20 protein-coding genes are annotated in these 21,344 nt (G+C 67.4%); 7 read left to right on the top strand and 13 right to left on the bottom strand.

Annotated features, from left to right (window positions below):
• Positions 1 to 524: 524 nt before the first annotated feature.
• Positions 525 to 1,556 (bottom strand): phosphoribosylformylglycinamidine cyclo-ligase, encoded by a 1,032-nt coding sequence (gene purM, locus ACILQR_RS08665; RefSeq protein ID WP_395651046.1) that lies wholly within the window; start codon positions 1,554 to 1,556, stop codon positions 525 to 527.
• Between the two features lie 80 nt (positions 1,557 to 1,636).
• Between purM and rnd the strand changes: the two genes are divergently transcribed.
• The gene (rnd, locus tag ACILQR_RS08670; protein ID WP_395651047.1) at positions 1,637 to 2,785 is read left to right on the top strand and encodes a ribonuclease D; all 1,149 of its coding nucleotides are present in this window, start codon (positions 1,637 to 1,639) and stop codon (positions 2,783 to 2,785) included.
• Between the two features lie 3 nt (positions 2,786 to 2,788).
• Here the strand turns inward: rnd and ACILQR_RS08675 are convergent, their stop codons facing one another.
• The 5 genes from ACILQR_RS08675 to ACILQR_RS08695 all read right to left on the bottom strand — a co-directional run bounded on the left by ACILQR_RS08675 (position 2,789) and on the right by ACILQR_RS08695 (position 7,987).
• A complete protein-coding gene (locus ACILQR_RS08675) occupies positions 2,789 to 3,151 on the bottom strand; it encodes a VOC family protein (protein WP_395651048.1) in 363 nt (120 codons plus the stop codon).
• Positions 3,152 to 3,193: 42 nt separating this feature from the next.
• Entirely contained in the window at positions 3,194 to 4,681 is a 1,488-nt protein-coding gene (locus ACILQR_RS08680; RefSeq protein WP_395651049.1) for a Ppx/GppA family phosphatase, read from the bottom strand.
• Entirely contained in the window at positions 4,678 to 6,891 is a 2,214-nt protein-coding gene (locus ACILQR_RS08685; protein WP_271144241.1) for an RNA degradosome polyphosphate kinase, read from the bottom strand. The genes ACILQR_RS08680 and ACILQR_RS08685 overlap by 4 nt, the downstream gene beginning before the upstream one ends.
• 45 nt (positions 6,892 to 6,936) lie before the next feature.
• Complete coding sequence (locus ACILQR_RS08690; protein ID WP_395651050.1) at positions 6,937 to 7,614, bottom strand: chromosomal replication initiator DnaA; 678 nt, start codon at positions 7,612 to 7,614, stop codon at positions 6,937 to 6,939.
• 85 nt (positions 7,615 to 7,699) lie between these two features.
• Positions 7,700 to 7,987 (bottom strand): YciI family protein, encoded by a 288-nt coding sequence (locus tag ACILQR_RS08695; protein WP_395651051.1) that lies wholly within the window; start codon positions 7,985 to 7,987, stop codon positions 7,700 to 7,702.
• Between the two features lie 179 nt (positions 7,988 to 8,166).
• On the opposite strand from ACILQR_RS08695, the gene aspS reads away from it, so the two are divergent.
• Positions 8,167 to 9,945, top strand: a complete 1,779-nt coding sequence (aspS, locus tag ACILQR_RS08700) for an aspartate--tRNA ligase (RefSeq protein WP_395651052.1) — start codon at positions 8,167 to 8,169, stop codon at positions 9,943 to 9,945.
• A 273-nt stretch (positions 9,946 to 10,218) separates the two neighbouring features.
• Here aspS and ACILQR_RS08705 read toward each other — a convergent pair whose 3' ends face one another.
• The gene (locus ACILQR_RS08705) at positions 10,219 to 11,112 is read right to left on the bottom strand and encodes a pentapeptide repeat-containing protein (RefSeq protein WP_395651053.1); all 894 of its coding nucleotides are present in this window, start codon (positions 11,110 to 11,112) and stop codon (positions 10,219 to 10,221) included.
• 62 nt (positions 11,113 to 11,174) lie between these two features.
• The gene (locus ACILQR_RS08710; RefSeq protein WP_395651064.1) at positions 11,175 to 11,666 is read right to left on the bottom strand and encodes a pentapeptide repeat-containing protein; all 492 of its coding nucleotides are present in this window, start codon (positions 11,664 to 11,666) and stop codon (positions 11,175 to 11,177) included.
• Positions 11,667 to 11,817: 151 nt separating this feature from the next.
• On the opposite strand from ACILQR_RS08710, the gene hmgA reads away from it, so the two are divergent.
• The 3 genes from hmgA to ACILQR_RS08725 all read left to right on the top strand — a co-directional run bounded on the left by hmgA (position 11,818) and on the right by ACILQR_RS08725 (position 15,632).
• Positions 11,818 to 13,122: a homogentisate 1,2-dioxygenase gene (hmgA, locus tag ACILQR_RS08715; RefSeq protein WP_395651054.1), complete on the top strand. Its 1,305-nt coding sequence runs from the start codon at positions 11,818 to 11,820 to the stop codon at positions 13,120 to 13,122.
• 115 nt (positions 13,123 to 13,237) lie between these two features.
• The gene (locus ACILQR_RS08720) at positions 13,238 to 14,344 is read left to right on the top strand and encodes a phytase (protein WP_395651055.1); all 1,107 of its coding nucleotides are present in this window, start codon (positions 13,238 to 13,240) and stop codon (positions 14,342 to 14,344) included.
• Positions 14,345 to 14,435: 91 nt separating this feature from the next.
• Complete coding sequence (locus ACILQR_RS08725) at positions 14,436 to 15,632, top strand: hypothetical protein (protein ID WP_395651056.1); 1,197 nt, start codon at positions 14,436 to 14,438, stop codon at positions 15,630 to 15,632.
• On the opposite strand, the gene gspD is transcribed toward ACILQR_RS08725, so the two are convergent.
• Genes gspD through gspG form a run of 5 tightly spaced genes read right to left on the bottom strand, consistent with a single transcriptional unit; the run spans position 15,626 to position 19,854 of the window.
• Positions 15,626 to 17,650 (bottom strand): type II secretion system secretin GspD, encoded by a 2,025-nt coding sequence (gspD, locus tag ACILQR_RS08730; RefSeq protein ID WP_395651057.1) that lies wholly within the window; start codon positions 17,648 to 17,650, stop codon positions 15,626 to 15,628. The two genes, ACILQR_RS08725 and gspD, sit on opposite strands and share 7 nt — an antisense overlap.
• A gap of 58 nt (positions 17,651 to 17,708) precedes the next feature.
• The gene (locus tag ACILQR_RS08735) at positions 17,709 to 18,518 is read right to left on the bottom strand and encodes a type II secretion system protein N (RefSeq protein WP_395651058.1); all 810 of its coding nucleotides are present in this window, start codon (positions 18,516 to 18,518) and stop codon (positions 17,709 to 17,711) included.
• A complete protein-coding gene (gspI, locus tag ACILQR_RS08740; protein WP_395651059.1) occupies positions 18,515 to 18,898 on the bottom strand; it encodes a type II secretion system minor pseudopilin GspI in 384 nt (127 codons plus the stop codon). Before gspI ends, ACILQR_RS08735 begins: the two co-directional genes overlap by 4 nt.
• Entirely contained in the window at positions 18,895 to 19,362 is a 468-nt protein-coding gene (locus ACILQR_RS08745) for a Tfp pilus assembly protein FimT/FimU (protein ID WP_395651060.1), read from the bottom strand. Before ACILQR_RS08745 ends, gspI begins: the two co-directional genes overlap by 4 nt.
• A 3-nt stretch (positions 19,363 to 19,365) precedes the next feature.
• Complete coding sequence (gene gspG / locus ACILQR_RS08750) at positions 19,366 to 19,854, bottom strand: type II secretion system major pseudopilin GspG (RefSeq protein WP_395651061.1); 489 nt, start codon at positions 19,852 to 19,854, stop codon at positions 19,366 to 19,368.
• Between the two features lie 22 nt (positions 19,855 to 19,876).
• Here gspG and gspL point away from each other — a divergent pair, with 22 nt between their 5' ends.
• Together gspL and gspM are read left to right on the top strand one after the other, a co-directional pair.
• A complete protein-coding gene (gene gspL / locus ACILQR_RS08755) occupies positions 19,877 to 21,007 on the top strand; it encodes a type II secretion system protein GspL (protein WP_395651062.1) in 1,131 nt (376 codons plus the stop codon).
• The coding region (gene gspM, locus ACILQR_RS08760; protein WP_395651063.1) for a type II secretion system protein GspM at positions 21,004 to 21,344 on the top strand (341 nt) is incomplete at its 3' end. The genes gspL and gspM, both read left to right, overlap by 4 nt.

A 21,344-nucleotide genomic window follows, 5' to 3' on the forward strand; every position in this document is an offset into this window, starting at 1 on the left:
TGTCCCGTCGCGGGGAAGGGCGCAAGGCCTTGCGATCTTGTTGCGGCGGGGGTGTGTGGAGCGGGATCGGACCGGGGATGCCGGCGCAGTTCTTTCGGGAGCTTCGTCGGCCCGGACCGTCAAAGGGTCTGGCGCAGAGAGTCGGATCGTCCAGGGGCTCGTGTCGCAAGGGCGCGACCTTCCCGTCGGGGGCGCGGTAGCGGCAAGGGGCGAATACCCCCGCTGGTTCGGGAGACCGAGCCGTACAGCTCCTGCGAAAACCACATACGCGGAGCGTCTGTCTTTCGCCGAAACGGTATTTTCTATCTTCTTCCGGGTGAGAGCCCGGACGCTCCGCCGGCCCTTCCCATGACTTCAGCGAGAGATCGCGTGAGGGCGAAGAGGCGTGCGTGGAGAGTGATTGGTGATTGGTGATTAGTGGTTGCCGGGTCCGGCAGCGGGCTCTGTCGCCCGGCAGTCACGCAGCGTCGAAGATGCGACACCCACTAACCACTAACCACCAACCACCAACCACCAACCAGGCGTCAGACCAGCTGCCCACAGACAAATGCCGCCTCGCCGGCTTCCAGCAGGCCTTCCAGTACCGCCTCGACGTTCTCCGGAGCCACGATCAGGATGAAACCCACGCCACAGTTGAACGTCCGGCGCAGCTCGTGATCCGATATTCCGCCGACCTCGCCCAGCCACTGGAACACATGCGGCATCGGCCAGGCGTCCCAGTCGAACGACGGGGTCAGGCCCTCGGCGATGCAGCGCGGCGGGTTTTCGATCAGGCCGCCGCCGGTGATATGGGCGGCGCCCTTGATCAGACCGGCCTTCATCAGCGGCAGCACCGGCTTCACATAGATGCGCGTCGGCTCCATCAGGGCCTGGGCCAGCGACCGGTCCTTGGCGAACGGCGCGTCATCGCCCCACGACAGACCCGACTTCTCGACCACCTTGCGGATCAGGGAATAGCCGTTGGAGTGCGGCCCGGAGGACGCCAGGCCGATGATGACGTCGCCGGCGAACTGGCGATCCAGATAGGGCAGGGCGTGGCCCCGCTCGACGGCGCCCAGCGAGAAGCCGGCCAGATCGTAGTCGCCGCCCGAATACATGCCCGGCATCTCGGCCGTCTCGCCGCCCACCAGGGCACAGCCCGCCTGACGGCAACCCTCGGCGATCCCGGCGACGACCCGACGCGCCGCGTCGATCTCCAGCCTGCCGGTCGCATAGTAGTCGAGGAACAGCAGGGGCTCGGCACCCTGCGCCAGCAGGTCGTTGACGCACATGGCCACCAGGTCGACCCCGACGCCGTCATGACGCCCGGTCTCGATCGCGATCTTCAGCTTGGTGCCGACGCCGTCGGTCGTGGCGACGATCAACGGATCGACGAATCCGGCGGCCTTGAGGTCGAACAGGGCCCCGAATCCGCCCAGCGACGCCTCGGCGCCCGGCCGCCGCGTGGACTTGGCCAAGGGTTTGATCGCCTCGACCAGCATCTCGCCCGCGTCGATGTCGACGCCCGCGTCGGCATAGGTCAGGCCGTTGTCCAGCGGCTTTGGTGTATCGCTCATGGGTTCGCGAGGCCTGAATCAGTGCGGAAATATGTCGTGGCTCTTGCCACAACGCCTGTGCGCGGGGCTATAGCATCCGAATGACGCCGATCACCACCAATGACGCTCTGGTTGCCTTCTGTGAGGCCGTATCGACCGCACCGTTCATCGCGGTCGATACCGAATTCATGCGCGAGACCACCTACTGGCCCAAGCTGTGCCTGATCCAGGCTGCGACGCCGACGCATGAGGCGATCATCGATCCCCTGGCCGAGGGCCTGGATCTGGGGCCCTTCCTCGACATCCTGCGCGATCCGGCCGTCATCAAGGTCTTCCACGCCGCGCGCCAGGACACCGAGATTTTCGTCAAGCTGGGAGCCATGCCCAAGCCGATGTTCGACAGCCAGGTCGCCGCCATGGCCGCCGGCTTCGGCGATCAGGTCAGCTATGATTCGCTGGTCCGCCAGATGCTGCGCATCGACCTGGACAAGGGCAGCCGCTTCACCGACTGGTCGCGCCGCCCCCTGTCGGACGCCCAGCTGACCTATGCCATCGGTGACGTGACCCATCTGGCGGCCCTCTATCCCAAGCTGCGCGACCGGTTGATCAAGGAGAATCGGCTGGACTGGGTCATGTCCGAGATGGAGGATCTGGTCGATCCCGAACTCTACGACACGACGCCGGACAAGGCCTGGAAGCGGCTGAAGCCCAAGAAGTTCAACGCGAAATACCTGGCCGCCTTCAAGGCCACCGCCGTCTGGCGTGAACAGGCGGCCCAGGATCGCGATCAGCCGCGCGGTCGCATCCTGAAAGACGAGGCCATCGACGAGATCGCCACCCAGGCCCCGCTCGACGTCGAGGCCTTCAACCGCCTGCGCTCGGTGCCCAAGGGTTTCGGTGGCTCACGCCTGGGTCTCGAACTGATCGAGGAACTGAAGCGGGTCATGGCCGATCCGGACGCCCACGCGCCCAAGATGGACCGGCCCAGCCACAACCAGCCGGCCCCGCCCTCGGTCGTCGAACTGCTGAAGGTGTTGCTCAAGGCCAAGAGCGACAACGCCGGCGTCGCCTCCAAGCTGATCGCCAATGTCGCCGACCTGGAAAAGATCGCCCTGTCCGACGAGGCCGACGTCGACGCCATGAAGGGCTGGCGCCGCCAGCTGTTCGGCGAGGATGCGCTGAAGCTGAAACGCGGCGAAATCGCCCTGGTCCTCAACGGCGCCCGCGTCGAGGTCGTCGAGATCGAATAGGCTTCAGGGCGCCGGCGGCTGCCACAGCTCGATCGCATTGCCCTCGGGGTCGTGGATGCGAGCAAACCGGCCGATCTCGGGCGAGGCGTCCCACTCGGGCTTGGTGATGATCTCGATCCCGGCGGCCCGCAGCGTGGCCAGCATTCCATCCAGGTCATCGACCCGCAGGTTCAGCATCCATGACTTGTCCGCCGCGAAATAGTCGGTGTCGGCCTTGAACGGCGAGAAGACCGTCGGCCCCGCCTGCTGGTCCCACAGGAACATCCCCTCCGGTGCCCCGACCCCGAGGTGCGTCAGATACCAGGCCGCCAGAGCCTTGGGATCCTGCGACCGGAAAAAGAACCCGCCGATACCGGTGACCGCCATGTCCGCACCCTCCATCAAGGCGCAACCGTGGACCGTCGCCCGTCAGATTTCCAGCTTCAGCTTCATGGCCTCGGCCAAGGCCTTGGCCCGACGCCGGGTCTGTTCACCCAGCAGGACGGCGGCGTATCCGTCCGAAGCGGTCAGCTTCAGCGTTGAACCGGAGACCGTCAGCGCCGCATTGGCCAGCAACTGCGGCGAGCGCCCCGACAGATCGCACCCCAGCCGGATCGCCAGCCCCAGGGCTCGCGCCCTCAGCCGTGCGTCCTCGCCCAGCAGCCGGTCGGTGACGGCGGGGCTGGGCGTCGCAGCTCCGCCCCCGTACCGGGCGTTCAGCACACAGGCCAGGAAGACCCGCTCGGCATGGGTCTGGCCCGGAATGGGCGCTCTCAGCAACTGGTCGAAGGCCAGCTCCAGCCGGTGATCGGGATGCAGCCGTGCCCCCAGATCGGCCAGGCGACAGGCGGCGGCGGCCAGAACCCCGTCGCGTTGCGCGCCGAACGCCGGCGGCAGGGCGGCGATCAGGTTGGTCAGCCAGCCGTTGAGCGCGGCGGGCAGGTGGGGCGAAATCCCCTGACGGGCCCCCAGGGCCTCACACCCGGCGATCAGCGGGTCCTCCGCGGCCTCGTCCCGGTCCAGCGCCTCGAACAACAGACCTTCGCGCAGGCCCCAGGCCGAGAAATGGATCGTCTTCAGTCCCAGCCGATCGATCAGCCCCTCCAGCACCAGGGCGGCATAGGGCAGGGTCTCAGCCCGTTTTCGCGACACGCCCGGCAGCCGGTCCAGCGAGGCCCGCGACTGCTGCGCCACCAGCCGCGCGACGTCGCGGGCATCGTCCGCCGTCATGGCGTACTGGTGGACGATCTTGAGGGGATAGTCGCTGATCGCCATGTGCAACTGGGCCAGCGAGCGCCAGCCGCCACCGACGGCATGCAGATGATCGGCCGCGAACGGCTTTGCCACGGGCTTCAGGATGAGACCGACCCGGGTCCTCAGCCGATCGACGTCGAACCCTTCGGCGTCCGCCAGGCTGAAGGGGCCGAGCGGAAGGGTGACCCCGGCCTTCAGCGCCCCTTCGCCGATCCGGATCAGCTCCAGGCTGGAACCGCCCATGTCGGCGACGACGCCCGCCGCCGACGGGTCCCCGGCGATCACGCCCAGCGCCGAATAGTGCGCCTCCTCCTCGCCCGACAGGACGCGGACCTGCAGCCCGGTCTGGGCTGCGACCTGGCCGCAGAAGTCGGGGCCGTCGATGGCCTCGCGCACCGCCGCGGTCGCCGCGACGAAGGTATAGGCCGGCTTGACCCCCTCCAGCACCGCCGCGAACCGGCGCAGCGTCGTCAGGGCCATGGCGACACCCGCAGGTGACAGTCGACCCTTCGCAGGCAGGTCGCGGCCCAGACCCGCCAGGACCTTCTCGTTGAACACGGTCCAGATGGCCCGGCCTTCCAGTCGGTACAGCACCATCCGCACCGAGTTCGACCCGATGTCGATCACGGCCGCCTCGCGGGGCGGCGCATAGATCACGTTCATCGGCCCTGCCGAACGTAGCGAAGCGCCTGCGGCTTGTTTTTCACCTTGCGGCCGCGCCCCGACAGGCTGGGATTGGTCATGAAATACTGGTGCGCCGAGAAGGGCCGGTCGGGGTCTGCGGTCACCCGGACATAGTCGCCGGCGGCGTTCAGCGACCAGCTCTGCATATCGTCCTTCAGATTGGCGACCATGATCTGGTCCAGAATCTGGTCATGGACCGTGGCGTTCCGGATCGGGGTCATCAGTTCGACCCGCCGGTTCAGATTGCGCTCCATCCAGTCGGCCGACGAGATGAACACCTTGGCCTTGTCGTGCGGCAGGTCGCGGCCGTTGGCGAAACAGATGATCCGGCTGTGCTCCAGGAAACGCCCGACGATCGACTTGACCCGGATGTTCTCCGACAGGCCGGGCACCCCCGGTCTCAAGCAGCAGATGCCGCGCACCACCAGTTCGATCCGAACGCCCCACTGACTGGCGCGGTACAGGGCGTCGATGATCTCGGGATCGACCAGGGCGTTCAGCTTGACCCAGATCGCCGCAGGCTTGCCCTTCGCCGCCGCCGCCATCTCCTGACCGATAAGCTCGATCAGCGTCGACTTCATGTTCAGCGGCGAGACGACCAGGGCTTCCAGGTCGTCGGGCTCGGCATAGCCGGTGATGTAGTTGAACACCCGCCCCGCATCGCGTGCCAGCACCGGGTCCGAGCTGAACAGGCTGAGGTCGGTGTAAACCTTGGCCGTCACCGGGTGATAGTTGCCGGTGCCGAAGTGGCAGTAGGTCTTGAGCGCCTCGCCCTCGCGCCGGACCACGATGCTGAGCTTGGCGTGGGTCTTGTATTCGACGAAGCCGAAGACGACGTGGACCCCGGCCCGCTCCATCGCCCGGGCCCAGCGCAGGTTGGCTTCCTCGTCGAACCGGGCCTTGATCTCGACCAGGGCGACGACGTTTTTCCCGTTTTCGGCCGCCTCGATCAGGGCGGCGACGATGGGGCTGTCCTTGGAGGTGCGATAGAGGGTCTGTTTGATGGCGATAACGTTGGGATCGCGCGCCGCCTGTCGCAGGAACTGCACCACCACGTCGAAGCTTTCGAACGGGTGGTGGATCAGGATGTCCTTCTCGCGCACCGAGGCGAAGACGTCTCCGCCCTGGTCGCGGACGCGTTCGGGATAGCGCGGCTCGTAGCCGGGGAATTTCAGTTCAGGATGGCCGTTCGGGATCAGCTCGGACAGCTGGGCCAGGCCCAGCATCCCGTTGACCATGACCACGTCCTGAGGCGCCGCCTCCAGTTCGCCAACGATGAAATCGCGCAGGTCGTCGGGCGTCGAGGCCTCGATCTTGATCCGCACGACCTCGCCCAGGCGGCGCTGCTTCAGCGCCTCCTCGTATTCCAGCACCAGATCCTCGGCCTCTTCCTCGATCTCGATGTCGCTGTCGCGGATCAGGCGGATCAGGCCCTTTTCCAGAACGTCGCAGCCGGGGAACAGGTGGTCGATGAACAGCAGGAGCAGGGTCTCGAGCGCCACGAACCGCCGCCGACCCGGCTTGGACCGGCCGTCGGTCGGCAGCTCCCAGAACCTGCGCACCTGGGTCGGCACGGGCACCAGGGCATAGAGGGTCCGGCTGTCCGCCCGTCGCTTCAGCTTGAGCACCAGCGAGAAACCAAGGTTGGGCAGGAACGGAAACGGGTGGGCCGGGTCGATGGCCAGCGGCGTCAGCACGGCGAACAGCTGGTTGAGGAACTCGGGCTCCAGCCGGTCCTTCTCGGTCCGGGTGATCCTGGCCGAATGGATGACCTCGATCCCGGCCTCCGTCAGCTCCTTGCGCAACTGGCCCCAGCGCAGCTGCTGCTCGGCCATCAGCTCGCCGGCCTGGACGTTGATCCGTTCCAGCTGTTCGGCCGGGGTCAGGCCGTCGGCAGAGAGCACCCGCACCCGCTCGCGGACCTGGCCCTTCAGACCGGCGACCCGGGTCATGAAGAACTCGTCCAGATTGTTGGCCGAGATGGACAGGAACCTCAGCCGTTCCAGCAGCGGATGGACGGGGTTGGCGGCCTCTTCCAGCACGCGGGTGTTGAACTTCAGCCAGCTGATCTCGCGGTTGAAGAACCGCTCGGGCGAGGTCATCAGGGCTTCGTCGAGCGCCAGCTGCGGCGCGCGGGAATCGGGGACCTCGGTCCCGGTCGTCGTGTCTGAGATGGCGGCGTCGGACATGACGAGCGTTCTGGGGTCAGTTTGTTACGGCTGCAACCGCCAAAGTCACTCGAACAGGTCGCCGCTGTCGGGATTGGCCTCGATCACCTGACGCGCCAGCACCCGGGTCACGGGCCGGTGCTCGGCGTCGAGCCGCGCCACGATGTCCGCCGCCGCCTGTGCCGAGCGGTCGATGCGACGGACCAGATAGTCGATCACGTCCTCGGCCGGGGTGATGCTTCGCTCGGCAAACCGGGCCCGCAGGATGGCGGACAGCACCGCATCGTCGGGGGCCTCCATCGTGACGACCCTCAGGGCATCGAGCCGGGACCTGAGATCGGGCACGCTGACGTCCCAGCGGCGCGGGGAGGGGCGTGAGACCAGCAACAGCGCCCCGCCATCCGCCTGGGCCAGGTTGATCAGGTGGAACAGGGTCTCGTCGTCGGCGTCCTGGGCGATGTCCAGCAGCACGGGCCGGCCTTCCAGCTCGATCGGATCGGCCGTCGCCGCCTCGCCTCCGACGAGGGCCAGGGCACCGACACGTTCGGCCCACAGCCGGGCCAGATGGCTCTTGCCGCAACCGGCGGGTCCGCACAGGGCCATGACCCGCCCCGCATCGTCGGGCCAGCGGTCCAGGATGGCGGCGGCTTCCGCATTGCAGGCCGACCGGACGAACGCCGGATCGACCCCGTCACTTTGCAGCGGGAGGCGAAGCTGATCGGTCATGGTGCGACGCGCGAGCATGCCGCCACCCTAGCCGCGATCGGCCGGATGTCGGTTAACGGCGATGACGGTGAGGTGGACAAGCGCCTGGCCCTGTGGATCGCCTTCAGACGAGGTCCGCCAGCGCCGGATTGATCTTGGTCGCCTCGAACTCGACGATCGCATAATCCGCTACCCCGTGGATCTTGAAAGGGTCGTCCTCAAGCACGGCCGTCAAGGACTCGCGGTCCAGCTTGCTGCTGACGATGAAGACCCCACCGGTGCGCGGAACCTGAGGCCCGGCGACCAGCAACAGACCGCTGGCGACATGCTGATCCAGCCAGTCTCGATGCTCGCCACGCACCGCGTCCACGCGTTCGGCCGGGGCGGTATAGGTCAGGGTGACGACGAACATGCGCTTCCTCGTGGGCTTCGGTCCCGCTGATATGTGGATTCGGCCGAAGGTTCACAATGCGATGTGGGACAGGGGAGGCGGCGCGGACCCGTCCGACCTTGACTTTCGGGGGCGATGATGCGCCCTTCCGCGCCTTCCAATTCCCGCCGTTTCGCGGCCTGATACAGACGAAATCCCTCATGCACGCCTATCGCTCCCACACCTGCGGCGCCCTCCGACTCGCGGAGGCGGGGGCCAATGTCCGCCTGTCCGGCTGGGTCCATAGAAAGCGTGACCACGGCGGCCTGCTGTTCATCGATCTGCGCGACCACTACGGCCTGACCCAGCTGGTGCTCCACCCCGAGACGCCCGGGTTCGAGGCCGTCGAGCGGCTGCGGGCCGAGAGCGTGATCCGGGTGGACGGCGAGGTCGTGGCCCGCGACGCCTCGGTCATCAACGCCACCCTGCCGACCGGCGAGATCGAGCTGAAGGTCACCGGCGTCGAGGTCTTGTCGGAAGCCGCCGAACTGCCGCTGCCGGTGTTCGGCGAGCCGGAATACCCCGAGGAACTGCGCCTCAAGCACCGCTATCTCGACCTGCGCCGCGAGACCCTGCACAAGAACATCGTGCTGCGTTCGCGCGTGATCTCGTCGATCCGCCAGCGGATGGTCAACCAGGGCTTCCTGGAATACCAGACCCCGATCCTGACGGCGTCGAGCCCTGAAGGCGCGCGCGACTTCCTGGTGCCGTCGCGCATGCATCCCGGCAAATTCTATGCGCTGCCCCAGGCCCCCCAGCAGTTCAAGCAGCTGCTGATGGTCTCGGGCTTCGATCGCTATTTCCAGATCGCGCCCTGCTTCCGTGACGAGGACCTGCGCGCCGACCGGTCGCTGGAGTTCTATCAGCTCGACGTCGAGATGAGCTTCGTCACGCAAGAGGATGTTTTTGCCGCGATCGAGCCTGTCATGCACGGCGTGTTCGAGGAGTTCGCCGACGGCAAGTCGGTGACCCCCTATCCCTTCCCGCGAATCCCCTACCGCGACTCCATCGCCTGGTACGGCACCGACAAGCCCGACACCCGCAACCCGATCAAGATGGCGGACGTCTCGGAACAATTCCGCGACGGCGGCTTCGGCCTGTTCGCGAAGATCCTCGGCGCGGATGCGAAGAACGCCGTCTGGGCGATCCCGGCACCCGGCGGCGGATCGCGCGCCTTCTGCGACCGGATGAATTCCTGGGCCCAGGGCGAGGGCCAGCCGGGCCTGGGCTACATCTTCTGGTCGGACGACAACAACGCCTGGGGCGGCCCGATCGCCAAGAACCTGGGTGCCGAAGCCACCGATACCCTGATGACCGGCCTCGGCCTCGGCAAGGGCGACGCGGCCTTCTTCGTCGCCGGTGATCCGGGCGTCTTCTACAAGTTCGCCGGTTCGGCCCGCACGCGCCTGGGCACGGAGCTGAAGTTGATCGACGAGGGTCGGTTCGAGTTCTGCTGGATCGTCGACTTCCCCATGTTCGAGTGGTCGGACGAGGAGAAGAAGGTCGACTTCAGCCACAACCCCTTCTCGATGCCCCAGGGCGAGCTGGAAGCCCTGACGACCAAGGATCCGCTGGATATTTTGGCCTATCAGTATGACATCGTCTGCAACGGCTATGAGCTGTGCTCGGGCGCGATCCGGAACCACAAGGCCGAGATCATGCTCAAGGCCTTCGAGATCGCCGGCTATGACGCCTCGGTCGTCGAGGATCAGTTCGGCGGCATGCTGAACGCCTTCCGCTATGGCGCGCCGCCGCACGGTGGTCTGGCCCCCGGCATCGACCGCATCGTCATGCTGCTGGCCAACCAGGTCGCGATCCGCGAGGTCATCGCCTTCCCGCTGAACCAGCAGGGCGAGGACCTTCTGATGAACGCCCCGACCGAGGCCGGCGAACGTCAGCTCAAGGACGTCCACATCCGCACGGCCCTGCCGCTGAAATAGGCCTGCGAGGTCGGCGATAGCGGGAATGTAGGAAAAAAGACCTATTCATCCCTTGCGTATTGCTGCATCCGTTCCCATCTCGTCGCCGGGTCTTTGACAAGGCGATGAGACGAACGGCCGACAGGTCCGTCACGCGCGGCGGTTCGGCGCATGGCTTTCATGCGCGTGGACAGGCCAATATCACCCTATGTCACCCAAGGATCTGGCACGGTGACAAAAGCAACACCGCAGGCCTTGCGCCGTGCGTGAACCCCGGCTCGGCCGCCGATTGATTCAGTCAGCCGCCGCGTAGTGCCGCACGATCGAGGGCGGAGCCGGCGGTGCGGGCGGTCTCGGCACGGCCGGCCGGACGACCATCATCCGGTTCCGGCACGGGGTGGCGCGCAGCGTGCCGGGCAGGCGGGTATTGTCGTCGCCACAGGCTTCCGACACCTGGCTCTGCGTCAGGCCACGGGCGCGCGACAGATCCACGCCCCGGATATCGACGCGGCGCAGCGACGCTCCGGCGAAGTTGGCGCGGCCGAAGACGGCGCCGGTGAACCGGGCATTGTCCATCTCGGCGTCCTGGAAGTTCGCGCTGGAGAAATCGCCGCCGCCCATGTTGGACGCCTGCATCTCGGCTCCGATGAAGGAGGCGTTGCGCGCGCTGACGTTGGCCAGGGTCGCGCCCATCAGTTCGGCGCCGCTCAGGTTGGCGTCGGTCAACGCCGCAGCGTTCATGTTGACGCCCATCAACTCGGCGCCCGACAGGTTGGCGCGGCTGAGGTTGGCGCGCGAGAACACCGCTCCCGCCGACGAGGCACCGGACAGGGAGGCATCGACGAACACCGAGGCGGTGAAGTTGGCCCCATTGATCTCGACGCCGCGCATGTCGGCGTGGGTAAAGTCGCTGGATGAGAAGTTGGAGCCGACCATCTCGGCCCCGCGCAGGTTCGAGCCCACCAGGGTCGCAGAAATGAAGGTCGCGCCGTTGAAGGTGGCCCCCGACAGGTTCCGCCCCGACAACTCACACCGGTTGCACGACCCGCCCAGCGAGATGGTCCGGGCCACGTCGCGGTCCTGAACGCTCAGCCGGACCTCGGCGAGCGCAGACGTCCCGGCCAGGACGGCGGACGCGCCGAGGGCCGTGGCGAGGAGGCGATGGAGAGGGCGAGCGATCTGTTTCACGGCCCTTCAATGCCTCCGCATGACCGGAAACCCTACTTAAATCGCGGTAAGAATGGAGGTCTTCAGCAGGCGGGAATGTGCAGGGCACCGGGCAGGGTGGTCGCCTCGTCGCCGCAGGCCCGGTTCAGCTGTCCTTGCGTCAAACCCGTGGCCCGCGCCATCTCGGCACCGGAGAAGTTGGTCCCGACCAGGGTCGCGCCTGCGAAATTGGCCCCCTCCAGATAGGTCCCGACGAAGCTGGCGTTGGTCAGATCGGCCCGCGAGAAGTTCGACGAAGAGAACACCGCGCCGTAAGCCTCGACATCCCTCATGTCGGCACCGGAAAACCTGGTGCGGTTCATCACGCTGAGGCTCAGGTCCGACTGGCGCAGCCGCGATCCCGACAGGTTCAGGCCGTTCGCCTCCAGCCCGGAGAAGTCGCCCTGGAACAGGTTGCAGCCCGAACAACTGGCCCCGCCCCGCACCCGCGCGATCTGGCCCGCGTTCTGTGCCGAGACGGGCAGGGCGGCCACAAACATTGCGGCGGCGAGGGTGGAAATCAGGATCGGCTTCATCGACAGGCTCCGGCTGTGGCGCACCACGGATCGATCCTGACCTGAAAAGGTTTCAATCCTCCTTTCAGACGGTTGTTCGGCCGGATGCCTTGACTCGCTCGCGACCGGGGGCGAACCCGGCGTCTGGAAATGATCTCGAAAAGGAGACGCCGTGAGCGAGGACGCCCCCCTTCGATACCTGACCGGTTTCGGCAACCACTTCGCCACCGAGGCGGTCGAAGGCGCACTGCCGGTCGGCCAGAACTCGCCCCAGCGCACGCCGTTCGGGCTGTATGCCGAGCAGTTGTCGGGTACCGCCTTCACCGCCCCACGCGTCGAGAACCGGCGCAGCTGGCTCTACCGCCTGCGGCCCGCCGCCAACCATGCCGCCTTCAGGCCGTGGGCCGGCGCATCGCTGTTGAAATCCGCCCCCTTCGACCGACCGGCCGACCCCAACCGCCTGCGCTGGGACCCGCTGCCGATGCCGGAGACGTCCCAGGACTTCGTCGAGGGGCTGGTCACCTACGGCGGCAACGGCGACGTGGCGACGGGGGCCGGCATCGGTATCCACCTGTACGCCTGCGACCGGTCCATGCAGGGCCGGGCCTTCTTCAACGCCGACGGCGAGATGCTGATCGTCCCCCAGTCGGGTCGCCTGACGATCACGACCGAGTTCGGGATCATGGCGGTGGAGCCGCAAGAGATGGCCCTGATTCCCCGTGGCGTCCGGTTCCGCGTCGCCGTCGAGGGTCCGTCTCGCGGCTATGTCTGCGAGAACTACGGGGCCCTGTTCCGCCTGCCCGACCTCGGCCCCATCGGCTCCAATGGCTTGGCCAACCCGCGCGATTTCGAGACGCCGGTCGCCGCCTTCGAGGATATCGACGAACCCTGCGAACTGATCCAGAAATTCCAGGGCGGGCTGTGGGCGACGACTCTCGATCATTCGCCGTTCGACGTCGTCGCCTGGCACGGCAACGTCGCGCCCTGCCGCTACGACCTGCGGCGGTTCAACACGATCAACACGGTCAGCTTCGACCACCCCGACCCCTCGATCTTCACTGTCCTGACCAGCCCGTCAGAGATTCCCGGCACGGCCAACTGCGACTTCGTGATCTTTCCGCCGCGCTGGATGGTCGCCGAACACACCTTCCGCCCACCCTGGTTTCATCGCAACGTCATGAGTGAGTTCATGGGGCTGGTCACCGGAGTCTATGACGCCAAGGCTGGCGGTTTCGCGCCCGGCGGGGCCTCGCTGCACAATCAGATGAGCGGTCACGGCCCGGATCAGGCCAGTTATGGCGGTGCCATCCAGGCCGAGCTGAAGCCGCACAAGATCACCGATACCCTGGCCTTCATGTTCGAGAGCCGCTGGGTGATCCGCCCGACCGATTTCGCCATGCAGACCCTGACGATGCAGCTCGACTACGACGACGTCTGGTCCGGGTTCGACAAAGGACGGGTTCCTCCGAACCGGTAGGGACCGCAAAGATGGTGTCGTGAAACTGACAAGGCTCTGACATCAACCGTCCCTATGGCGGCGTCGCGGAGGCCGGTCGGCCTTTCGTGACGAACGGATGAGATTGGGACGAGCCATGAATCGCTTGAAAACCTTGGGGCTGGCCGCTGTCGGCGTGAGTGCCCTCATGCTCGCCTCCTGCGCCACGACTGCCCCGACCGGCGAAGAAACCGGCGCGTCGGATTCGGCCGGGATGACGGTCGGCGTCGGCACTCCGGTTCTCGCCGCCGCCGAAACCGTCGCAGTCGGCACGGCCAACGCCGACGCCGCCGACGATCCGGCCATCTGGGTCGACCGGGCGGACCCGAGCCGGTCCGTGATCTTCGGCACCGACAAGAAGGCCGGCCTCTACGCCTATCGCCTCGACGGATCGGTGTTGCAGGCCATGGCCGGCGGACAGCCGAACAATGTCGACCTGCGCGAAGGCTTCATGATCGATGGACGGCCGCAAGTCCTGGTCGCGACCAGCGACCGCAGCCTCGACCGGTTCGGCATCGTCCTGTTCATCATGGACCCCGCGACGCTTCAGACCCGCCAATGGGGACTGATCCCCGTCGATCTGGCCGAGCCCTACGGCCTGTGTGTCGGCAAGCGCGGCGATCGGTTCATCGTGATCATCAACGGGACGGACGGCCAGGTCCGCCAGGTTGCCGTGTCCGTCGGCCCCGACGGCAAACCGGTCGGCACGGTCGAGAAACGCTATGACGTCGGCAGCCAGACGGAAGGCTGCGTCATCGATGAGGAAGCCGGCGTCGTCTACATCGGCGAAGAGGCGCGGGGGGTCTGGCGCTATTCGCTCGACCCGTCGCGTGGCTCCCGACGCGAGTCCATCGCCCGGGCACCGAGCGAAGTTTTGGCCCCCGATGTCGAGGGCCTGGCCCTGCTGAAGGAGAACGGCGCGACCTGGCTGATGGCATCGAGCCAGGGCGATTCCGCCTTCTCGATCTGGCGCGTCGATGGCCCCACAACCTATCGCGGCCGGTTCTCGGTCGTGGTCGGCGGCGGCATCGACGCCGTGACCGGGACAGACGGTATCGCCGCGATCGCTGGCCCGATCGGCGATTACGCCCAGGGCCTGATCGTGGTGCAGGACGATGTTGACGAAATCCCCGGGTCGACGGGCGAACGCCAGAACTTCAAACTGGTGGGCTGGGCCGCGATCAAGGCGGCGCTCGGCCTCTGATCGGGGCTCTTCTGGACAATCTGACCGTCCTGCCCGATGGAGAGCCCATGCTGGCTTTCCGCCCTGCAAGTCAGCCGCCGTCGGTGCGGACATGATCGAATGGCCGACGCGCGGTCGCCGGCTTCTGGCCGAGGGCGCTTCGTGTGTCCTGGCCCTCTGCATCGGCGCGGTGCTCCTCTTCGGCCCGGCCAGCGGGGCAATAGCTGCGGCCGGTCCTGACGTCCGGTCCTTCTATCTGATCAGCCTGGCCCAGACGCCGCTGCCGGAGGCCGCTGACGCCGTCCTCGTCAAATCGCTGGGTTCGACGATGCGTATCGATGAGGGCGTGGACGCCGACATCACCCTGTCGATCGCCGAGCCGATGACGGTCGAAGACCTCGAGATCGCCTTCGCCGCCGAACTGTCCAACCACGGCATCGCCCTGATTCGGGAAGGAGAGGGTTATCGTCTGGCGGATGTCTCCGTGGCGATGGTCGAGACACCCCAGCCAATCATCGTCGGCGCACCGCTGCCCACCCCGAAGGTGACGATCGCCCAGCAATCTGCCTCAGCCGACGGCCCGGCAGTCATCTCCGAGCCCAAGGGGAAGGCGTGGTGGCTGTATGCGGCCTTGATACTGGTCGCCTCGGTCGTTGCGGGGCTCGCAATTCGCTTTGGCCGACCCCTGATCATGGGTCTGCGCCGCCGATTCGCTCATACCTCCAGGCGTCCTGCTGCCGCGACCAATTCCACCCAGCGCGGCGCCGTGGTGGACTGGCTGCTGAGCCAGCACAGCGTGCCGCTGCCCCTGCTGGCATCTGCCTGTGACCGGGCCGCGCGCCTCGCCCGACCCGTCGAGCAGGCGCTTTGCGATGTCGGCGCGGTGACGGAAGCGAACCTGGCGGATGCCTATTGCGCCATCACGGGCCTGTCGCGCTGGGATCCCGCCACGGCGCCGACCCTGGCTTCAGGGGACGTGGTCCTTGACGGCTTCATCAAGAACCATCCGCTGCGTATCGTGGAAATGGATGACTGGTCCCTGGTCGCGGCCTGCGCCGACCCGCTCGATGATCGGACCTATGCGGCCCTGTCGCGGACCGCGCGGCGGATGGTGACCCTGCGGGTTGGGCTCCTGTCCGAGATATCGCCGGAGGGGGGTGCCGCCACCGATCCGGAGCATCATGCCCCCCTCGTGATCGTGCCCTGGTCACGCCCCCGGCCCGACGGCGCGCGTCTGCTTCAGGCCGTCCTGGCCCGCCGTACCGCCGCCGAGGCCGTGCAAATCCCGGCCGGGCTCAACGGTCAGTAGACGCCATCGATCTCGGCCGGCAGTCGCGGGCCGGGCGGATAGGCCAACAGGCTCCAGCCGCGCGTCGGGACGGTCTCTTCGGTACGCAGCCGGTCGAACTGTGCTCGGGCCGCCGCCGCCGCATCGGCCGGATCACGCAGGATGGTCGGTCGCAGGAAGATGAACAGGGTGCGGCGTGAGGTGCTCTCGCGCGTGGTGCGGAACGCTCGACCCAGGATCGGGATGTCGCCCAGGATCGGCACCTGGCTGTCGGCCGACAGCCGGTCGTCGCTGATCAATCCGCCCAGAACTATGGTCTGACCGTTGTCGGCCAGGATGGTAGTCTCGATGCTGCGGCGATTGGTTATCAGGTCCGCCGCCCCGGCCAGGGTCGAGTTGACCAGCGACGAGACTTCCTGAGCCACCTCGAGCCGGATCACGTCGCCGTCGTGGATACGCGGGATGACCTTGAGCGTGATGCCGACGTCCTGGCGCTCGATGGTCGTGAAGGGGTTGATGGTGTTGCCGTCGGTGGCGAAGCTGCCGGTGCGGAACGGGACGTTCTGGCCGACGACGATCTCGGCCGGTTCATTGTCCAGGGTGGTGATGCTGGGGGTCGACAAAAGGTTGGCGCGGGCCGAGGTCCCGAGCGCCTGGACCAGCAGGCTGAAGTCGCTGCCGCCCCTGATGACGGCCGACGCGCCCTCGGGTGCCAGGGCCGAGGCGGCCGTGACGCCCAGCGCCAGCAGAACCTGCCGCAAGGATACGCCGGTCGAGGAGAAGGACGTCCCGCCCGACGATGGGGAGTCGATGGCCGCGCCGCCGAAACCGAGCTGCACGCCCAGCTGTTCGGCCTGCTCGCCGGTGATTTCTACGATGGCGGCCTCGATCGTGACCTGGGGCCGACGGATGTCGAGTTCACCGATCAGGGCCTCCATCTCGGCGACGGCGGCGGGTGAGCCGCGCAGGGCGATGGCGTTCAGCTCGGGCGCGGGCTGGATGGTGATGTCTGTCAGTCGGATACCGCCCACTCCGGTGACCTGAGGCGCAGCCACGACGACGGGAGCGGAGGCCTGACCGGCCTGACCGGGCACCACGGCGGCACCACCCTGGGCGCGCGCCGCCATCTGGGCGACGGCGCTGAGCTGGGCTTGTTGCGACGTCGAGCCGAGCGCGCGTGCGACGGGATTGGTCGCCTCCTGCGGTGCGCCGAGCAGGCCGCGCATGACGTCGGTGACCGTTTCCGCGTCGCCGTGGCTCAGCCGGACGACGCGGGTGATTGGGGCCGATCCTCCGGGGATGTCGAGCGCCTCGGCGACCTTCCGGGCCTCGCGGATGCTGTTGGTATCCCCGCGCACGAGAACGATGTTGCTGCGCTCGTCCACCGCGACCCGGATGCCCGCGCCCTCGCCGACGGGGGCCAGAAGGCTGGTAATCGACTGACCGACGTCGGTCGCGCTGGCGTAGCGAAGACTGATGCTCTCGAACGCCTGGCCGCTGCCGCTGTCCAGGGCCTGTGCCAGCTGTTCGATCCGGCGGACGTTCTCTGCATAGTCGGTGACGATGATGGCGGGCGGCGAGTTGACCGATTCCAGGCTGCCGAAGGAGGCGACCAGGGGCCGCAGCACGCGGACGGCCTGATCAGGGGCCAGGTTGCGCAGGCGGATCAGGCGGGTGACGATATCCTGGGTCCGGGCCCGGCGCAGGTCGGTCGAGCCGTTCTGGATCAGGGCCGCCTGGGGGACGATCCGCCAGGCGTTGCCGCTGCGGACTGCGCCGTATCCCTGTACTCGCAGGACCGAAAGGAACAGGTCCCAGACGCCGTTGACGCTCAACGGCTCGGCGGAGGTGACGTTGACGACCCCCGCCACGCTGGGATCCAGGATCAGGGTCCGGCCGGTGATGCGCGAAATCTGCTCAGCGACATCCTTGATGTCGGTGCCGCGAATATTGACCACGACCCCGCCCGAGACGTCGGGGGCAGGCGTCTGGGTCAGACCGGGCGTGGCCAGCAGCAGGCTTGCGCTCAGCGAGAGCATCAGGACCTTACGAAGGGGGGCCGTGCGGGCAGGGTGCAGCGGTTTGATCGCAGGTCTCCTAACGCAGCGGGAAGGACAGGGTGATGGTCCTTCCGCTTCTGATGACGTCGACACGTGCCCCGCCCGACTGGACGGCCTGGTTCAGGATCGCCTGGGGGTCGGCGTTGCCGGCGACGGTCTGGTTGTTGACGCGGGTGATGATGTCGCCGGGCTGCAGACCCGCCGCGAGGAGGGGGGGCGGAACGGCGTCACCGATCCGGTAGCCCTGATCGGTCGAAGTGACGCCCGCGCCCTGGAGCGCGTTCACGGCGGTGCCGGCGACCACAGGCGGCGGGGCGGGGGTCGCGGGTGTGATGATGGTCAGGCCCGTTGCAGGGGGTGCCGCAGCGTCGATCAGGGCGGGCGGCGCCGGAAAGTCCAGCCGCTCTGTCTGGGCACCGACTTGCAGGATCACATGATCGACGTGGATGGACTGGACCACGGCACCGGTCGACAGGGTCTGCCCAGGGCTGACGGAGACGGCCGGGGCCTCGCCGACGGCGATTACCGCACTCGACGCCTCGGCCGGAACCGCGAGGAAGATCGCCTTGAGGATCAGGCCACCGCCGGCCGCCTGGGTCGTGGCCGCCGCTCCGCCGAACGGTGACCAGGCGAGGATGGAGGGCAGGTCGGTGGACGTCGCGGACGATGACGGCGGGGGCGCGACCGCGATCCTGTCACGCCCGTCGTCCAGGCCCGACAGCCGCCAGAACACGCCCGCGGCCGCTGCGGCGACCGAGATCACGACCAGCAGGATCAGAACCTTCAGCGCTATTGGCCCATGTCGGGCGTCGAACAGCCGGTCGAAAATGACGATGCGACGGATCATGCCGGTCCGCCCTGACGATCGATGAATCCCGTCAGCTTCGCCGCCGCGCCACGGGTCCCGACAGGGGTTACGCTGATGCTGACCATCGAGAGGTCCGGATCATCGCTGGGCTTGACCGCGACCTCGACCCGCCATGGCCGGCCCATCATGTCGACGCGGTCGGTACCGTCGGTCGGTGTTCCACCGCGCAGGCTCAGCTCCGCCATCCGGTTCTCGGCGACCCACTGGGCGACGACCCTGTTTTGAAGCCCCCGCACCTGATCGATATGGGCCTCGGTCGCCCCGACCAGGCCAGCCCCAGCGATCGCAAGGATGGCGAGCGCGACCAGGGCCTCCATCAGGGTAAAGCCGTCGCGATGGCGCGCGGGTAGCGAGGTCATGTGGACCCTGCTCGCGTCGTCGCCGTCAGACCGTCGAAATCGACGGTCCAGCCGCCCCGCTCGTCACCAACGGACAGGGCGATGGCGTTTCCGCCTCCATCGCCGTCCACGATCACCATGTTCGGGGCGTTGCCGCCCAGGGTCAGCCCACGGGGGAGGCGGTGTCGCCCTTCGCCTGTCGCCGTCCAGCGCCCGGCATCATCCATCGTCATCAGCCCATAGCCCTCGGCGTCCCAGGACAGGGAGACCGGCCGCCGGGTCACCAGGGCTTCGTCCACGGCCACACCCAGCCGTGCAGCCAGCAGGTTCGCTTCGGTTCGCGCGTCGGAGCCGCTGCGCGTCAGCCCCATCCCGAGGACCACCATCGTCGTCAGCACGCCCACGATCGCCAGGGTCACGAGCACCTCGACCAGCGTCATGCCGGCGCGTGGGTCGTGGATCCGTGCTGACGCGGGCAGTCCCATGCTTCAGCGATCCGCCATGAGGTCCGCGGCCAGGCCTTCGCCGCCGGCCTTGCCGTCCTTGCCCAGGCTTATCAGATCGAACGGCCGGCCGGTGCCCGGGCTTTTGTAGACGTAGGCCGCCCCCCAGGGATCGACCGGAACCTCGGGCAGATAGCCCTCTTCGGACCAGTTACCAGCCAATGGCGGCGTGGTCGGTCGATCGACCAGGGCGGCCAGTCCCTGTCCGGTCGTCGGATAGTCGCCGTTGTCCAGACGATAGACCTTCAGGGCCGCCGAGATGGCGCGCAGATCGGTCTTGGCCACGGTCACCCGCGCCTGATCCGGACGACCGATGATATTGGGCAGGATCATGAGCGCGACCACGGCGATGATCGCCAGCACCACGATCATCTCGATCAGAGTAAAGCCTGACCTCGACGCAGATTCTCGGCTATGGACCGTCCAGGAATTGTCTCGCCGACGCTTTGGCGTTCGTAACATCATGACCACCATCTACCCAGCCTCGGGGGCTATGATGCCTGACCTGAAAAGTCCAGATGGGCCAAAAAACCTTCACAATAGCCGGTCTATCAAGGGCGTCTGGCAGTTTAGCCATGAAGGTCTGGCTCTGGTGAATGTAAGTTGGGCGGGTGCGCCCGTTATCCTGGTCCCGACCGAAGATGTCCGGGTGCTTGTGCTTGACCTTCCGATGTCCGGCCGGGCCCAGAGGGCCGCTGCCTTGCCCTTCGTGATCGAGGACAGGATCGCGGAGTCGCCGGAGATGTCGCATACGGCGCTGGGCGAAGCCGTCGCGCCGGGACGTTATCTCGCCGGCGTGACGCGCCATGATCGCATGGCGGCCTGGTGCGCCGCCGCCGCCGAGGCCGGCCTCGGCGAAGCAGCCATGGTTCCCGACGCCCTGGCCCTGCCGATCCCGGCCGCCGACGCCTGGTCGATCGCCGTGCAGGGCGCTCGCGCGCTCGTTCGCACCGGCGATGGATCGGCCTTTGCGATCCCGGTCAGCGCGCTGGAAACGATCTGGAGCCAGGCGGGTCGTCCGCCGCTGTCTTCCTATGGCGAACCCCTGCCGGCCGGGATTGCCCACGACCCGCTGGACGACGGACTGACGATCTGGCCCGTCATGGCCGGGCCCGTGCCTTTGAACCTGCGCCAAGGGCCCTACGCGGCAGTTTCGGCCAACCGGTCCTGGTTGCGTCAGGCGGCACTCGTCGTGGTTCTGGGTCTGGTCGCGCACGCGGGCCTGCTGACCATCGACACCCTGGGCCTGATGCGGTCGGCGGACGAGAAGCGCGCGTCGGTGGCCACCCTGGTGACCCAGGCCGGAGGGCCGCCCGGCGGCGACCTGGCGGTGACGGCTGACGCGATGTTGCCACGCCCGCCCGTGGCTCCGTCGGGTCTGACCCCTCTGCTGGGCCGGGCCGCACGGGCGTTGCAGCCTCTGGGGCCTTCGGTGACCCTGACCTCGGTGGGTTATGCGGGCGAAGCCGGCCTGACCCTGGCGCTGGAAGCTGCCGATCCGGCGGCCCTGCAACAGGCGCACAGTGCGCTGGCCGGTGCCGGACTCAGCCCGGTGTCCAGCGGGGCGACCGTCGAGGGCGGCAAGGCTCGCGACCGGATCGTGATTTCCGCCGGAGCGTCAGCATGACCCTGGCCTTCGTGAACGCCGGTCGCGGTGTCGATGTCTGGATCGTGCGAGGCCGGTCCTGGTGGAGCGAGCGCCAGCCGCGCGAGCGCCTGCTGCTCTGCGGCCTCGCCGTCCTTCTCGCGCTCGCTGTCATCATCAACGGCATCGCCAGGCCCTTGATCGAAGTTCGGCGCGAGGCGAGAGCCGAGATTGCCCTTTTCGACGCTCTGGAGGTCCGGCTCCGCGCTGCCGGGCCCAATCTGAGGCCACCGACGAGCACGATCGCCGGCGGCTCGCTCCAGACCGTGGCGACGATGACCGCCGCAGAAGCGGCCCTGCCGATCCGCGAGATCGCCGA

It is taken from the genome of Brevundimonas sp., from assembly GCF_044239655.1.
GTDB lineage: Bacteria > Pseudomonadota > Alphaproteobacteria > Caulobacterales > Caulobacteraceae > Brevundimonas.